This window comes from Pseudomonas bubulae (assembly GCF_900618535.1).
Taxonomy (GTDB): domain Bacteria; phylum Pseudomonadota; class Gammaproteobacteria; order Pseudomonadales; family Pseudomonadaceae; genus Aquipseudomonas; species Aquipseudomonas bubulae.
On the sequence record NZ_UYJA01000001.1, the window covers coordinates 177044 to 191763 of the forward strand.

The window sequence follows — 14720 nt, forward strand, 5'->3', positions numbered from 1 at the left end:
GTCATTGTTAATATTTATTTGTCGGGTAGTGTATGGAATGTCTCAGGAAAATAAAGTTTCGAACTCGGCCCACGAAGGATGCCGTAAAGCCTGGCAACCTGCCAGAGGAAAACCTGAGCTTATCCGCGCCATTAATCCAATTGATAAATGTCAGCAGGAGCTATTTCAATGGTCATTCATCTACAGAGGCTTTACGAGACGTCAACCTGAATATCCGTGCAGGTGAGATGGTTGCAATTGTCGGGACATCGGGCTCGGGAAAATCGACCCTTCTCAATATTCTGGGGTGCCTTGTCCCGCCTTCGCAAGGGCAATACATCCTGCACGGGCGGAGTGTGACCCGTCTGACGAATAATGAGTTGGCAGATTTGCGCAGGGGCACTTTCGGATTCGTATTCCAGCGCTACCATTTGCTGGGCCACCTGAATGCTGAAGAAAACGTTTTGTCTCCAGGCCTTTATGTCGAAGGGGAGAAGAAAACACTGCGTGCACGCGCGCAAATGCTGTTGAGCAGTCTTGGGTTGAGTGACCGCTTGCACTTCTTTCCGGGACAGTTGTCAGGTGGGCAGCAACAGCGTGTCAGCATTGCGCGTGCACTGATGAATGGCGGCGACATCATATTGGCCGATGAGCCGACCGGTGCGCTGGATACCAAGAGCGGTGAGGAGGTGATGGCCGCCTTATGTGAACTGAATGCAAAAGGGCATACCGTCATTATTGTTACGCACAATAATGACATTGCTTCATATGCGCAGCGGCTGATTCATATTCAGGATGGCTGCATCTCTTCGGATACAGGCAATCACCCTGCCTCGTCAACGGCAGGGCCGCGAGGGGGCCCGGGGTTGAAACCTGCACAGGGCTCCTCGATAAACATGCTGTCAGGCTGGGTGGAGGCAATTAAAATTGCTTTTTCGTGGCTGGTCAGAAAGCCCTTGCATGCGGGATTGACGGTACTGGGAATCGTCATCGGCATTGCTGCGGTTTCATCGGTTATTGCCCTGGGTGAGGGGGCGCGCGACCGCATAGTTCAAGAGATCAGCGCCCTGGGTGCTGACACCATCGATATTTACTCCGGGAAGGACTGGGGTGATATCTACAAGGGTTCAAACAAAGCGCTGAGTGAATCTGATGTGGACTATCTGCGATCACTTCCCTACGTTGACAGCATCTCCCCGGTCACTTCTGCGACAGCCACCATTACATCAAAAAACGCCAACCTTTCAGCTCAGGTATTGGGTGTCGGTGAAGCGTTTGCCAGGGTGAGAGGCGAGGTATTTGCGCAAGGTACTTTTTTTTCCAGTGATGATGTTAAACGGCAGGCGCAAGTTGCAGTCATTGATGAAAATATGCGCAAAAGACTTTTCCCGAGCTGGGAGGACCCGATTGGAAAAGTCATATTGGTAGGCCCGATGCCGGCAATCGTCATAGCGGTTATCAAGAATACACCGTCTTCATTTGGTGAGGCGCCTGTTCTGCAGATGTATATGCCTTATACCACGTTGATGTCACGTATTTCGGGCCAGCCATTTCTTGAGAGCATTGTAGTGCGCGTGGCTGACGGGATTTCAAACGAACTGGCCGAAAGTAATATCAATCGTCTTTTGGAACTCAAACGCGGCAGCAAAGACTTTTTCACAAGTTCTGCAGACTCAATACTCCGGTCGGTGACCAGTGCTACCAGAGTCTTGAACGTGCTAAGCATATCGGTCGCATCGATTTCTCTCCTGGTTGGAGGAATTGGCTTGATGAATATGATGCTTTACTCAGTAGCAGAGCGAACCTATGAGGTAGGCGTTCGTATGGCGTTCGGTGCCCGTCGACGAGATATCATGCAGCAGTTTCTCAGCGAATCCTGTTTGCTGTGCATATTTGGCGGTGGTTTTGGGTTTTTGCTGGCCCTGCTTGCCGGGGAAATTTTAGGCGGATTACAAACTGATTTTCCGCTTAAATTTTCTTATTGGTCGTTCATGGTAGCGTTTGCAAGTTCTACCGTTATTGGTCTTGTATTTGGTTATATACCTGCTCGAAATGCCGCCAGGCTGGATCCTGTCGAGGCTTTGTCCCGGGCGTAAGTCAATGGGTTTGCCATCGTAATCATTCAACATGAAGTCGATGCCTTACTGGACGCAGTCAACACTGCGCTCCAATGTTCTTGAGAATATCATTGTGATTACTAGATATTACCCTGCTGTGTTTTGTAGCGTGATGCTGTTGGCAGGTTGTAGCACTCATCTGCCCGATGTGAACGCTGTCAAATCACAACTGGCGCTGCCTGCAAAATGGCGTAATGCATTACCTGAGGGTAAAGATATAAAGCAGACACAGCATTGGTGGCGCTCATTTCAGGACCCTGACCTGGACGCTCTGGTGGAACGTGTACTGCGCAATAATAATAACCTGGCAGCGGCTGCATACAGGGTCAAAAAGGCAGAGGCACAAGCGGGTATTGTCAGGACGAATTTAACACCAGATGTATCAAGTGGATTCAAACTGAGCAGTAGCAAGGAACTGAACAGAGGAAGTTCGGAACAAAAGGCTTTTACCAGCACATTCTCCTTGAGCTACGAGCTGGATTTATGGGGGCGTCTTGCAAAGGCTCGCGATATCTCGGCCTGGGAAGCCATGGCGACCCGGGAGGATCGTGAGCACATCGCGATGCAACTGATCGGTACAACAATGGAGCTGTACTGGCGATTAGCGTTTTTGAATGAAAGCATTGAAATTAACGACACCAGCATTGCCAGCGCCCGTTCAATCCTTGAGCTGGCACGCCTGGGTGAATCCGTTGGGCAGGAGGGGCGTCTTCAGTCGATTCAGGCAGAGCAACAGTTAAGTGTACTGCTGGCCGATAAAACAGGGCGGCTTCAACAGCGTGAAGAAAGCCGCAATGCCTTGTTGGTTTTATTGGCGTCGCCTATGGGATGGGATGACACGATCAAGATTCGTCCAGTTCCGACTCAACCGTCTACAGCGCTACGGTCGGAGATACCTGCCCACATTCTGAGCCAGCGACCCGACATGAGGGCTGCTGAACTCAGGTTGCGCGCTCATTTCAGCAATATTGAGATCCAGCAAAGAAACCTCTATCCGGCAGTGAATCTTACGGCAGGTATCACTGGAGGAGGGACACGCGAACTGTCAAATATTCTGCGAAATCCGGTGGGTTTTTTTACGGCAGATTTACTGCTTCCGTTTTTTGAGTTCAATAAAGGCAAGTTGCAAGTTGAAATCGCCGAAGCAACGTACCAGGAGAGTATCGAGTTATACAAAAAGCAGTTGCTTGATGCACTGCAGGATGTTGAGAACTCACTGTCGGCCTATAAACAGCTCACCGATGAGGGGCTCTACCTGGCCCGTGCCCATGAATCTTCATCCCGGGCAGAGCGCATTGCTGAAATACGCTATCGCCTTGGGCAGTCGAATATAAAAGAATGGCTGGATCAACAGGATGCGAAGCGCAGTATCGAACTGCGACTGGGTAAGAGTCGCACTGATCGGTTGATTGCCATGGTCAAGTTTCATCAGTCTATCGGTGGCGGCTGCGGTGATGGATGCGCTGATGCCTTGCGATGAAAGGTACCTGGTCAGGTGCTTCAGGTTTATTTGCCGGCTGTGTGCGTTAAGTGCTCGCAGGCCTGGTTGATGTGTGAGTTTCAACTCAAGCCATGCGTTTAATGGAATGTAATGTTTTCCGGGGCCGGCCAATCCTGCTGCACGTCAACGCACAGCCATGCAAAACCTCCTGATCGCCTCGCAGGCCCGGCGCAACAAGGCGTCATCCAGGGCATAGGCAATACGGATATAGGGCCCCAGGCCAAAGGCGCTGCCATGCACCACGGCTACACCGGCTTCGTCGAGCAGGGCCAGGGCCACGTCTTCATCGGTGGACAGCACCCTGCCTGCGGGCGAGGTGCGGCCGATCAGTCCGGCGCAGCAGGCGAACGCGTAGAAGGCGCCTGCCGGGCTGGTGCATTCAAGGCCCGGTATGCTATTGAGCTGGTCGACCATCAGATCGCGGCGCTTCTGGAACGCGATACGGCTGCTGTGGATAAAGTCCTTGGGGCCTTCCAGAGCGGCGAGAGCGGCCTGCTGCGAGATTGAGCCGGCTCCCGAAGTCTGCTGGCCTTGCAATGTTTCCATGGCTTGCAACAGCCAGCGCGGGCCTGTGGCAAAACCGATACGCCAGCCGGTCATGGCGTAGGCCTTGGACACGCCGTTCATGGTCAGGGTGCGCGCTGCCAGGCGTGGTTCAACCTGGGCCAGGGTATGGAACAGCTGATCATCGAAGATCAGGTGTTCGTAGATATCATCCGCCAGGATCAATACATGAGGATGGGCCAGCAGCACATCGGCCAGTGCCGCCAGCTCGTCGCGGCTGTACACCGCCCCCGTCGGGTTGGAGGGCGAGTTGAGGATCAGCCAGCGCGTTTGCGGGGTGATTGCCGCTGCCAGTGCCGCTGCGGTCAGCTTGAAACCGGACGCTGCGTGGCAGGTCACGAAGCAGCTTTGTGCGCCGCATAACTGAACCATCTCGGGATAACTGACCCAGTAAGGCGCCGGGATGATGACCTGATCTCCCTCATTGAGGGTCGCGGCCAGGGCATTGTAGATCACCTGTTTGCCACCGTTGCAGACCAGGGTGTCCTGCCAGCCGACATCCAGGCCGTTTTCACCACGGAATTTGGCTGCCACCGCTTCTCGCAGTGAACGTGCGCCAGCGACCTGGGTGTAGCGGGTGTGGCCCTGGCCTATGGCGCGGATTGCAGCGTCGCGCACAGGCTCGGGCGTATCGAAGTCCGGTTCGCCAGCGCACAGTGAAATGATCGTGGCGCCTTGGGCGCGGCGCTCTGCAACACGGTCGATGATCCGATAGGTGGCCGAGGGCAGGGCGCTTGCCAGGTGCCGGTTGAGCCGCTGGATATCGCTGCTCATGGGCGGTGTCTCCAGTGAGTCAGGTTCATCAGTTCGAGCGTGGAGCGGCCTTCAGTCAGTGCCTGCATCATATGGGCTTCCTTGTCGGCACGGGATTCGCCTTCGGCGAAGGTACGTGCGGCGTGTGCCTTGGGAATGATGATCACACCATCGTCGTCAGCCACCAGCAGATCCCCCGGCGCCACCTCTGCGCCGTTGAAATTGAAAGCCTGGCCTACCGAGGTGGCGCTGGCCTTGACGGTGCCTCTGACCGAGATGCCGCGGGCAAATACCGGAAACCGGCGCGCCTTCAAGGCCGCGATATCACGTACCCCGCCGTCGATGACCAGGCCGACCACACCGGCTGCCTGTGCCGCTACGGTAAGGACTTCGCCCCAGTAACCGGCAATAAAATTACCGGTACCCACTACCAGCACACTGCCGCGGGGCACTTGTTCCAGTGCCAGGTGCAGGGCCAGGTTATCGCCAGGAGCGCATTGCAGCGGGTACGCCGGCGCGGCGATAAAGGCGCCATCCCAGATCGGGCGGATGCCGCTGTCCACGGCACAGGCCAGGTGTGATGCCTCATACAGGGTCGAACTGCCGAGGATTCTGGCCCGTTCGTGGTAGTTCAGGGGCAGGGCGAGTGTGCTCATCAGGCTTTCCTCTGCAGGCTGTGGTAGCCCAGTGCAGCGCGGGCGCTTGCAAGGGTCTGGCCTTGACTGATCAAGGTACGGATTTGCGCTTCGACGGTTTCAATCTGCCGCGCACAGGCGGCCACTTGTGCGGCATGGGCGCGGGGTACGATCACTACGCCATTGGCGTCGGCCACCACGATGTCACGGGCACAGACGCGGGCGGTGCCAATGGAAACGGGCTGGTTGATCGACTGCACCTGGACACGGTCCTTGCCGGTGCGCATAAAGCGGCCCTTGCTGAAGATCGGATAACCGTCTCCCAGCGCCTTGTTCACGTCACGGCAAACACCGTCGATAACCGTGGCAGCGATGTTTCGGCTGCCGGCGTACTGGGTCATGATGTCGCCCCATACGGTGCAGTCGGTGCGCCCGGCATTGTCGATCACCACTACGTCACCGGGCAGAACTTGCTCGATAAAGTCGCCCACGGTCCCGGCAGGCACGCTGGCCGGGACGTACTGCACCGTGAATGCCGGCCCGACAATAACCGTGCTGTAGTTGCCCAGCGGCATCACGCCCAGGCATTGACCGGGCAGGCCGAGCTTGTCCAGGGCATCGGAAACCCCCGGCGTGTCCAGGCCCTCAAACAGGGCGACCAGTGCTTGATCTTCAGGGTTCATCAGGCGTGCTCCGTGCGGATGGCTTCAAACTGGCTGTCATGCATGACTTCGGCTACGGAGCGACCACTGCGTACTGCGTCGAGCATGACTTGCTGACGCCGGGCGATACGTTCGCCAAGATCGACGACCTGAGCGATATGGGCCTGGGGCACAAACACCGTGCCGCAGTTGTCGGCGATCACATAGTCGTCTTCGCTGACATTGACCCCGGCGACTTCGATGGTCACGGCGGCCGCTATCTGCATCACGCGATTGCGCGCACTGATCATGGTGACGCCACGGCCGTAAACCGGATAACCGATTGCCGCACTGCCATCAATATCGCGGCTGCAACCGTCAATGATGGTGCCTCGCACCTGTTTGGCGAGCGCCGCATTGGCAAGGATATCGCCCCAGCAAGAGATGCCCTCGATACCGCCGGCGATCACCAGCACCCGATCATCCGTGTTGATGTGTTCGACCACCGGGGTGATCAGGTGGGCGCTGGGCACCGTGTCGGTCTTTGCGGCCAACAGTACGGTACTGGCACGGCCAACGATCGGCGGGCAGTTCCACAGCGGCCGCAGCCCCACAGTGGCCCCTGCCAGACCAAGAAAATCCAGCGCATCGGACACGGTATTACTGTCCAGTGCCGCCAGACGCTGGAGTACAGTCCTTTCGGTCGTGCTTTTGAGCGTCATCGCGCAGCCTCAGTGGTGGTGTAGGTGCTCAGTGTCGGCGAGGCTGTTTGATAGGTATATTCCTGTTCACGTAAGCTTTGGATACGTTAAACCTATGGAAAAACCATGATCAATTTCCGTCTTATCCGTCACCTCTGGCTCTTTCTGGCCGTCGCCGAAGAGCAGAACTTCGGCCGCGCCGCCAAGCGCCTAGGCATGTCCCAGCCGCCGCTGAGCGAGCAGATCCAGGTGCTGGAGCAAGCGCTCAAGGTCAAACTGTTCGAGCGCTCGCGGCGCGGTGCCAAGCTGACGCCGGTGGGGGCGGCAATTCTGCCGGCCGTACGCAAGTTCGCCGAGCAGTTGGAGCGTCTGGAGCTGGCCGTGGATGAAGCGCTGGCGGGGCAGTCGGGGATGTTGACCATTGGCGCAATTTCCACGGCCATGTTTGATGTACTGCCGGGCCTGATCGAGCGGTTGAAAGAGGATTACCCGCACTTGACCGTCTCGGTGCGGGAAATTGACAGCGTTGAAGCGGTGCCGGCGCTGGAGGCGGGGGATATTGATCTGGCGTTTGCCCGTCTGGACGGTGATCTGGGGGACTCAATCCAGTCACTGCCGCTGCTGGAGGACCGCCTGATGCTGGCCCTGCCCAGTGATCACCCGCTGGCAGCGCGCACGCGCATCAGCCTGGCCAGCCTGTCCAATGAGCCTCTGGTGATGTTTTCGCGCAAGGTCAGCCCGGTGTATTTCGACAATCTGATTGCCACCTGCCGGGCAAGCGGTTTTTCCCCGCGGGTGTTGCACGAAGTGCGTTCCGTGGCCTCGCAAATCGCCTTTGTCAGCTATGGCCAGGGTATTGCGCTGGTGCCTGCGTCCTTGAAAAAGCTGGCTCCCGCCAATGTGGTATTCCGTGCACTGAGCGAAAAGCTCAACGTGGTGACCACTGCCGTGGCGTGGAATGCCAATCGGTCGAACCCGCTGATAGAGGCGATCATTGCTCGTTTAAGCGCCAAGGCATGATGTTTTTGATAGGTTTGGCCTATGTAAACCTTCTGGCCTTAGGCATTTACACCAGGGCCGATGTGCCTGACATTGGTCCGCCGTCTTAACGCTTCAGGAGTCATGCCCGTGCCCGTACCCGCAACCTTTGCCCATACCCAAGTGCCGCTGGAGGTAGAGGGTGTGGACTTGACTATTGCCGCTCTTCACCGAGAAGGGGAACTGGCACCGATTGTCTTTCTGCATGGCTTCGGTTCGAGCAAGGAAGACTATGCCGATATCGCGCTGCGTGCGGAGTTCGCCGGGCATGCCTTTCTGGCCTACGATGCGCCGGGGTGTGGTGACAGCGGGTGCAGTGATCTTGCCCGGGTTTCCATCCCTTTTTTGCAGCAAACGGCGCTGCAAGTGCTCGAGCATTTCGGCATCGAACGCTTCCATCTGGTGGGCCATTCCATGGGCGGGTTGACCGCCCTGATGCTGGCCCATCAGTTCCCGCAGCGGGTACTCAGTTTTGTCAATATCGAAGGCAATATTGCCCCCGAGGACTGCTTTCTCAGCCGTCAGATCATCGACTGCCCGAGTGATGATCCTGAGCTGTTTTTTACGGCCTTTATCGAGCGTGCCCGCCATGCCCCGGCCTATGCCAGTGCCCTGTATGCCGCGAACCTGAGGCACAAGGTGCGTGTGCAAGCGGTGCGGGGGATTTTCGAATCGATGGTCGAGCTGTCCGATAACGCCAACCTGATGGGCAAGTTTCTCGGCTTGCCGTGCCCGAAGATGTTTATGTTTGGCGACCAGAACGCGTCACTGTCCTACCTGCCGCATATCGCGGCTCACGGCGTACGCCTGGGGCAGATCCCGGCTTGCGGCCACTTCCCGATGTATTCCAACCCGATTGCGATGTGGCAGCACATGGCGGATTTTTATGGGGCAATTTCAGGCTAGGGCAACGCCGCCTCGACCAGCTCGATCCAGTGCCGCACCGGGGTTCTGCCTGCACTGTCGAGGTGTGCCTGGCAGCCGATATTGGCCGTGACAATAACCTCGGGGTGCGCGCTTTCCAGTGCGTTGAGTTTGTTGTCGCGCAGTTGCCGGGACAGTTCGGGCTGGGTCAGCGAATAAGTGCCTGCCGAGCCGCAGCACAAGTGGCTGTCGGGCACCGCGGTCAGGTTGAACCCCAACCGGGTGAGAATGCCTTCAACCGCGCCGCCGAGTTTTTGCCCGTGCTGCAAGGTGCAGGGGCAGTGGAACGCCAGCCGTTGATTGCTGTGCACACCGAGGGTGTGCAGTGGCTCGTCGCGCAGCACTTCAACCAGATCCCTGGCCAGCGCACTGACCTTGGCAGCTTTTTCGGCATAGGCCGGGTCGTTGCCGAGCAGGTGGCCGTAATCCTTGATAAAGGCACCGCAGCCGCTGGCGGTTTGCACGATTGCTTCGGCCCCTTGTTCAATCCCCGGCCACCAGGCATCGATATTGCGCCGGGCGCGATCAAGTCCTGCGGCCTGGGCGTCCAGGTGGTAGTCCACTGCACCGCAGCAAGCGGCTTCTCGGGCAGGAATCACGCTGATGCCCAATCGGTCCAGCACTCGGGTCGCTGCTGCGTTGGTGTTGGGTGACAAGCTCGGTTGCACGCAGCCTTCGAGCAGCAGTACTTGCCGGGCATGGCGGGGGGTAGGTCGCAGCCCGGGCGTAGGGACCTGGCCTGGCAGTTTGTCTTGCAGGCGTGCGGGCAGCCAGGGGCGCAAGATCTGACCACTGCGCAGTAGCCACCTGAACCGGCCCGCATTGGGTATGACGCTGCGCAGCCCTTGACGCAGCAAGCGTTGCCCGAGCGATCTGGGTACCTGGGCCTCAACCATTGCCCGGCCAATGTCCAGCAAGTTGTGGTAGTCGACGCCTGAGGGGCAGGTGGTTTCGCAATTGCGGCAAGACAGGCAACGGTCCAGATGCTGTCGGGTTTTCTGCGTCACCTGATTGCCTTCCAGTACCTGTTTGATCAGGTAAATACGCCCCCTCGGGCCGTCCAGTTCATCACCGAGCAACTGATAGGTCGGACAGGTGGCGTTACAGAAACCACAGTGCACGCAACTGCGCAGGATGCGTTCAGCTTCCCCGGCGCGGGGCAATTGGCGGGCCTGTTCGCTCAACGTGGTCTGCATGGTTCAAAGCTCCGCGTACAGGCGCCCGGGGTTGAAAATACCCTGCGGGTCGAGTTGTTGTTTGAGGCTACGCTGGTAGCGCATCAGAGCGTCCGGCAACGGCTGGAACGGGCTGTCGACAAGACCGTGGCTGTAGCAGGTGGCATGGCCGCCGACCTCGGTTACGACCGTGCGGATAAAGCTCGCCTCAGCATCCGACTTGAGCCAGCGCTGGGCACCGCCCCAATCGATCAACTGCTCACCGGGTAGCTCAAGTTCCGGGGTGTTGTTGGGCAAGGACAGGCGCCAGAGGGGCTGGCCCTCATCGAAGAAGCGCAATTGGTGTTCGTTGAGCCGTGTCCAGAACGAAGCGTCCAGGCGCTCGCCGCCCAGGCGTTCGTGAGCCGCCATCACCGAGCCTTCGCCACCCTCCAGGCGCAGGTGCAGGCGCTGGCCATCGTGGCAGGCAGCGCTGATCGGCAGCGGTTGCCGGCCCCATTCGGCGAGGCGCAGCAGGGCTCGCGCCGTGTCCAGTTCCAGGCTGATACTCAGGGATTGCCGCGGCTTGGGCAGCACCTTGAGTGACACTTCGGTGATGACTCCCAGTGCGCCGTAGCTGCCGGCCATCAAACGGGACAGGTCATAGCCAGCGACGTTTTTCATGACTTCGCCGCCAAAACGCAAATGCTTGCCGTGCCCGGTGATCACCCGGGTGCCGAGGACAAAGTCCCTGAGCGAACCTGACCAGGGCCGGCGCGGCCCCGACAGGCCGCTGGCAACCATGCCGCCGACCGTGGCAGCACCGAAAGAGGGCGGCTCGCAGGCCAGCATTTGCCCGGCTTTATCCAGCACCTGCGCCAGCTCCATCAGAGGCGTACCGCAGCGTGCGGTGATCACCAGCTCGGTGGGGTCATAGCTGACAATGCCCCGATGGCCGCGGGTGTCGAGCACTTCACCGGCCACGCTGCGGCCAAGGAAGGCTTTGCTGTTGGCGCCCTGGATACGTAGCGGGGTGGCGTATTGCAGCGCCTGACTGACCTGCTCCAGCAACAGGGCGCTGGTATCGACATTGTCTGCACTGCGCATCAGAACCGCTCCAGTTCGGGGAAGGGCAGTTGCCCCATATGCACGTGCATGGCGCCCAACTCGGCGCAGCGATGCAGGGTGGGGATGTTCTTGCCGGGGTTGAGCAAGCCGCCGGGGTCGAAGGCGGCCTTGACGGCATGAAACAGGGTCAGTTCATCGCTGTTGAACTGCGCGCACATCTGGTTGATCTTCTCGCGGCCTACGCCGTGTTCGCCGGTAATGCTGCCACCGACCTTGACGCAGAGCTCAAGGATCTGGCCGCCCAGAGCTTCGGCGCGCTCAAGTTCCCCGGGCTGGTTGGCATCGAACAGAATAAGCGGGTGCATATTGCCGTCACCGGCATGAAACACATTGGCCACTCTCAGGTTGTAGTGGGTCGATAATCCGGCAATGGCCTGCAGTACACCGGGCAACTCACGGCGCGGAATGGTGCCGTCCATGCAGTAGTAATCCGGCGCAAGGCGACCTACAGCGGGAAAGGCGTTCTTGCGCCCGGCCCAGAAGCGCACCCGCTCAGCTTCGTCCCTGGCCTGGCGCACGGAGCTGGCGCCAGCCCGTTCAAGCACCTGGCGCACGCGCGCGCAATCGTCATGTACATCGGCTTCGACGCCGTCGAGTTCGCACAACAAGATGGCGTGGGCCTCGACCGGGTAACCGGCATGAATAAAATCTTCGGCGGCGCGGATGGCCAGGTTGTCCATCATCTCCAGTCCTGCGGGTATGATGCCGGCGGCGATGATGTCCGCCACGGCGCGACCGGCTTTTTCAACCGAGTCGAAGGCTGCCAGCAGCACTTTGGCGGTTTGCGGTTTGGGCAACAGTTTGACCGTGACCTCGGTAATGACCCCGAGCATGCCTTCGGAACCGGTAAACAGTGCCAACAGATCGAAACCAGGTGAGTCGAGGGCATCCGCCCCCAGGGTCAGGTGCTCGCCGTCAACGGTCAGTATTTCGATCTTTAGCAGGTTGTGCACGGTCAAACCGTACTTGAGGCAATGCACGCCACCGGCGTTTTCAGCGACGTTGCCACCGATCGAACAGGCAATCTGCGAGGACGGATCCGGCGCGTAGTACAGGTCATACGGCGCCGCTGCCTGGGAAATGGCCAGATTGCGCACACCGGGCTGAACCCGTGCACTGCGGGCGTCGGGGTCGATATGAAGGATAGCGTTGAAGCGCGCCATTACCAGCAGCACGCCTTTTTCCAGGGGCAATGCCCCTGCGGACAAGCCGGTACCGGCCCCGCGTGCGACCACCGGCACGCGCAACTCATGGCAGATGCGCAACACGCCCTGTACCTCGTCCAGTTGGCGTGGCAGCACTACCAGCAGGGGCGTGGTGCGATAGGCGCTAAGCCCGTCGCATTCGTAGGGCTTGAGTTCTTCACGCTGATGCAGGACTTCAAGGTTTGGCAAGCGTGTGCGCAGGGTGCGCAGTAATACGGCTTTATCGACGTCCGGCAGGACGCCGTCGACGCGTTCATCGTAGAGAATGTTCATGGCGGCTCACGACACTCGATTGTTCTTATTGGAGGTCTGTTCCGTATGCAGCCTAGTCGCAAAGTGCGCCCTGTATCACTTGCAGGGTGATATCGGTGGCGCCGGTGTTGAAACCGGGGGTGATAAAAAGCGCTGTGCTACTGGCCCTTGAGGTACAAGGGCCCGCTTGCGGGGCAAAAGGTCAATAGGCCTTGGCGCTTTTGATATCGGCAATGATTTGCCGGGCGATGGCTTCGACCTGCTCCTGGGTCATGGCCGACATGACGCCTTCCCAGGCCGATGATGACGTATCGTAGGTCCGGGTCCCCAGCAACTGGCCGGTCTTCAGGTCGGTGAAGTCTGCACTTGAGTTGACCCAGGCATTCCCCACCATGATGCCTGCGCCATACCGTGCACCCGGCGTGATGTAGCGGAAGTTGCTTACATTGATCTTGATGCCCACACCGTCTTTTCCATCAAGGCTGAGCAGTTGGGACTCAGCAAGGCGGTAGCCCTCTGCAGAGGCTTCGGCATGCAAGGCCTCCTTCCATTCTTGCTTCAGCAGGGGCCAGTCCTCGTTCTGTTGAACCTTGCTGTTGCCTTCAAAGTTGACGCGCAGGTTTTGCTTGGCTGTTGCCTGGATCGGCAGCATGGGGCTGCCACCGCTTTTAACCGAGGCCGCGCAGCCGCTCAACAGTGAAATGGCCACGGCACAGTACAGCGCAGACGAGAGTTTGGAAGCGTTCATTGAATGTCCATATTCTGGGGATGAACGCTATCTATACCGCAACGCCTCAGATTTTTCACCGGCTTTAATGGCTCTTGGCCAGTATCGGCATCAGTGAAGCGTCGCCGCCCGACCGATTTCGCCAATCCGGATCCGGTCCAGCGCCCGATTTAGAGCATCAAGCGCGTCGATCAGGGCCTTGGCCTCGGCTTCGCGGCCATCACCCCACAGGCGTTCGGCCATTTTGTTGAGGGCCTGGATCGATTGTTCTATGCCAGCTGCCGTAGCTGCCGGGTTTTCTGCGGTTTGCTTCTTGGACATGTCAAAAATTGCGCCATAAGTAATGGCTGCATACTAGCGCCGGATGCGGTTTTTTTGCCAACTGGCATCGCTGTGGAAGGTGCCTGTATCGCCACGCAGCACATAAAGGGTGGCCCTGTAGGCCGATGTCACCCGTGTGCATTGCAGGCCGCGAATCTTGTGGTACGCCCAGGCCCAGCCGTGGTTGGTTTTACTGCTCATCGGTGTGCCTGCGTTTTCATCATCTAGATCCTGAACGACATGAACCTGATTGGACTCGATTTCGCTCAGTAGTTCCCTGGCAATGACGGCTCAAACAAAATGATTTACATGAACAGTCATATGCAAGTTATTGATTTACATGATGTCAAACCTATGGCTTTGCCTGGAATTCCTCTTCATCCATGAGCACCAGTGCGCCAACGATCAGTGCACGCATGCCGCGGTCCAGCTCGGCCTCCATCTCGATTTCTTCGGCCAGGCGCTGGGCTTCTTCAACGGGCTGGCCGGTGACTGAATACACCGTGTCGGCTACGGCAATTCCGTGGAAGGCCACGGTTGCCAGCAGCCAGCGGGCCTGCGCCTTGGTAATGGCGTAGACCTGGGCGATATGGCTCTGATGCTCGTCGATCTTGGCGAGCATCGGTTGGGTCGCCGCCAAGCGGCGAATCACGTAGGGCATCAAGCCGGGGTGGGCCTTTACAAACAGGCGCACCGAGGTGGCAAACACCGTCAGGTAGTCCTTGAGTTCACCACGCTGATCGGCGTCGACCCGCGGTATCTGCCAGCGGGTGAAGATCTCTTCGGCGATCAGATTCTTCAGCGCCTCCAGATTGGCAACATGCTTGTACAGCGCCATATGACTGACCCCCAAAGCGGCAGCAACGCCGACAAAAGTGATACCCGGCAGGCCGATCTCGATGCCTGCTTCGACGATGCGCTCGCGGGTGATGGTGCGAGGGCGCCCGCGGGTCGCGGGTGGTTGTGAGGCGTTCATGGCCGTTCCTTGATCGGTGAGGAGTGTCTTGTAGCTGTCTTGTCAGCATTTCGCAAATTAGTTTATAGTCATGCAACTAATTAAGGTTCTCATTTGCGAGCCAC

At 58.4% G+C, this 14720-nt stretch carries 15 protein-coding genes; 4 read left to right on the forward strand and 11 right to left on the reverse strand.

Annotation, left to right across the window (positions count from 1 at the left end):
• Positions 1-32 precede the first annotated feature (32 nt).
• Both PPTH39_RS00850 and PPTH39_RS00855 read left to right on the forward strand, forming a co-directional pair.
• Positions 33-2075, forward strand: coding sequence for a MacB family efflux pump subunit (locus tag PPTH39_RS00850; protein ID WP_269779718.1), 2043 nt, complete (start codon positions 33-35; stop codon positions 2073-2075).
• Positions 2076-2115: 40 nt separating this feature from the next.
• A complete protein-coding gene (locus PPTH39_RS00855; protein WP_165446466.1) occupies positions 2116-3576 on the forward strand; it encodes an efflux transporter outer membrane subunit in 1461 nt (486 codons plus the stop codon).
• Positions 3577-3720: 144 nt separating this feature from the next.
• On the opposite strand, the gene PPTH39_RS00860 is transcribed toward PPTH39_RS00855, so the two are convergent.
• The 4 genes from PPTH39_RS00860 to PPTH39_RS00875 are packed head-to-tail and all read right to left on the reverse strand — an operon-like array spanning position 3721 to position 6912.
• The gene (locus PPTH39_RS00860; protein ID WP_130871400.1) at positions 3721-4935 is read right to left on the reverse strand and encodes a pyridoxal phosphate-dependent aminotransferase; all 1215 of its coding nucleotides are present in this window, start codon (positions 4933-4935) and stop codon (positions 3721-3723) included.
• Positions 4932-5570 carry an RraA family protein gene (locus PPTH39_RS00865; RefSeq protein WP_095000122.1) on the reverse strand — a complete coding sequence of 213 codons (639 nt, stop codon included), beginning with the start codon at positions 5568-5570 and terminating at the stop codon, positions 4932-4934. The genes PPTH39_RS00860 and PPTH39_RS00865 overlap by 4 nt, the downstream gene beginning before the upstream one ends.
• The gene (locus tag PPTH39_RS00870) at positions 5570-6232 is read right to left on the reverse strand and encodes an RraA family protein (RefSeq protein ID WP_095000123.1); all 663 of its coding nucleotides are present in this window, start codon (positions 6230-6232) and stop codon (positions 5570-5572) included. Before PPTH39_RS00870 ends, PPTH39_RS00865 begins: the two co-directional genes overlap by 1 nt.
• Entirely contained in the window at positions 6232-6912 is a 681-nt protein-coding gene (locus PPTH39_RS00875; protein WP_095019878.1) for an RraA family protein, read from the reverse strand. Before PPTH39_RS00875 ends, PPTH39_RS00870 begins: the two co-directional genes overlap by 1 nt.
• Before the next feature lie 105 nt (positions 6913-7017).
• Here PPTH39_RS00875 and PPTH39_RS00880 point away from each other — a divergent pair, with 105 nt between their 5' ends.
• Positions 7018-7911, forward strand: a complete 894-nt coding sequence (locus tag PPTH39_RS00880; protein ID WP_095018516.1) for a LysR family transcriptional regulator — start codon at positions 7018-7020, stop codon at positions 7909-7911.
• A gap of 108 nt (positions 7912-8019) precedes the next feature.
• On the forward strand, positions 8020-8835 hold the full coding sequence (locus tag PPTH39_RS00885) for an alpha/beta fold hydrolase (protein ID WP_416068809.1): 816 nt from the start codon (positions 8020-8022) through the stop codon (positions 8833-8835).
• Here PPTH39_RS00885 and glcF read toward each other — a convergent pair.
• The 7 genes from glcF to PPTH39_RS00915 all read right to left on the reverse strand — a co-directional run bounded on the left by glcF (position 8832) and on the right by PPTH39_RS00915 (position 14616).
• Complete coding sequence (gene glcF / locus PPTH39_RS00890) at positions 8832-10049, reverse strand: glycolate oxidase subunit GlcF (RefSeq protein WP_095026211.1); 1218 nt, start codon at positions 10047-10049, stop codon at positions 8832-8834. The genes PPTH39_RS00885 and glcF overlap by 4 nt on opposite strands.
• A 3-nt stretch (positions 10050-10052) precedes the next feature.
• Positions 10053-11114, reverse strand: coding sequence for a glycolate oxidase subunit GlcE (glcE, locus tag PPTH39_RS00895; protein WP_130871402.1), 1062 nt, complete (start codon positions 11112-11114; stop codon positions 10053-10055).
• Complete coding sequence (glcD, locus tag PPTH39_RS00900; RefSeq protein ID WP_095000129.1) at positions 11114-12613, reverse strand: glycolate oxidase subunit GlcD; 1500 nt, start codon at positions 12611-12613, stop codon at positions 11114-11116. Before glcD ends, glcE begins: the two co-directional genes overlap by 1 nt.
• 181 nt (positions 12614-12794) lie before the next feature.
• Positions 12795-13340, reverse strand: coding sequence for a DUF4410 domain-containing protein (locus PPTH39_RS00905; protein WP_095000130.1), 546 nt, complete (start codon positions 13338-13340; stop codon positions 12795-12797).
• A 90-nt stretch (positions 13341-13430) separates the two neighbouring features.
• Entirely contained in the window at positions 13431-13640 is a 210-nt protein-coding gene (locus tag PPTH39_RS00910) for a hypothetical protein (protein WP_095000131.1), read from the reverse strand.
• A gap of 33 nt (positions 13641-13673) precedes the next feature.
• Positions 13674-13841 (reverse strand): hypothetical protein, encoded by a 168-nt coding sequence (locus tag PPTH39_RS23475; RefSeq protein ID WP_165446467.1) that lies wholly within the window; start codon positions 13839-13841, stop codon positions 13674-13676.
• 151 nt (positions 13842-13992) lie between these two features.
• Positions 13993-14616: a TetR/AcrR family transcriptional regulator gene (locus PPTH39_RS00915; RefSeq protein ID WP_130871403.1), complete on the reverse strand. Its 624-nt coding sequence runs from the start codon at positions 14614-14616 to the stop codon at positions 13993-13995.
• Between the last annotated feature and the right edge of the window lie 104 nt (positions 14617-14720).

Excerpts from the sequence above, each read along its gene's own strand:
- PPTH39_RS00850 (WP_269779718.1), top strand. The coding sequence starts at position 33 with ATGGAATGTCTCAGGAAAATAAAGTTTCGAACTCGGCCCACGAAGGAT.
- PPTH39_RS00855 (WP_165446466.1), top strand. The coding sequence starts at position 2,116 with ATGCCTTACTGGACGCAGTCAACACTGCGCTCCAATGTTCTTGAGAAT.
- PPTH39_RS00860 (WP_130871400.1), bottom strand. The coding sequence starts at position 4,935 with ATGAGCAGCGATATCCAGCGGCTCAACCGGCACCTGGCAAGCGCCCTG.
- PPTH39_RS00865 (WP_095000122.1), bottom strand. The coding sequence starts at position 5,570 with ATGAGCACACTCGCCCTGCCCCTGAACTACCACGAACGGGCCAGAATC.
- PPTH39_RS00870 (WP_095000123.1), bottom strand. The coding sequence starts at position 6,232 with ATGAACCCTGAAGATCAAGCACTGGTCGCCCTGTTTGAGGGCCTGGAC.
- PPTH39_RS00875 (WP_095019878.1), bottom strand. The coding sequence starts at position 6,912 with ATGACGCTCAAAAGCACGACCGAAAGGACTGTACTCCAGCGTCTGGCG.
- PPTH39_RS00880 (WP_095018516.1), top strand. The coding sequence starts at position 7,018 with ATGATCAATTTCCGTCTTATCCGTCACCTCTGGCTCTTTCTGGCCGTC.
- glcF (WP_095026211.1), bottom strand. The coding sequence starts at position 10,049 with ATGCAGACCACGTTGAGCGAACAGGCCCGCCAATTGCCCCGCGCCGGG.
- glcE (WP_130871402.1), bottom strand. The coding sequence starts at position 11,114 with ATGCGCAGTGCAGACAATGTCGATACCAGCGCCCTGTTGCTGGAGCAG.
- glcD (WP_095000129.1), bottom strand. The coding sequence starts at position 12,613 with ATGAACATTCTCTACGATGAACGCGTCGACGGCGTCCTGCCGGACGTC.
- PPTH39_RS00905 (WP_095000130.1), bottom strand. The coding sequence starts at position 13,340 with ATGAACGCTTCCAAACTCTCGTCTGCGCTGTACTGTGCCGTGGCCATT.
- PPTH39_RS00910 (WP_095000131.1), bottom strand. The coding sequence starts at position 13,640 with ATGTCCAAGAAGCAAACCGCAGAAAACCCGGCAGCTACGGCAGCTGGC.
- PPTH39_RS23475 (WP_165446467.1), bottom strand. The coding sequence starts at position 13,841 with ATGAGCAGTAAAACCAACCACGGCTGGGCCTGGGCGTACCACAAGATT.
- PPTH39_RS00915 (WP_130871403.1), bottom strand. The coding sequence starts at position 14,616 with ATGAACGCCTCACAACCACCCGCGACCCGCGGGCGCCCTCGCACCATC.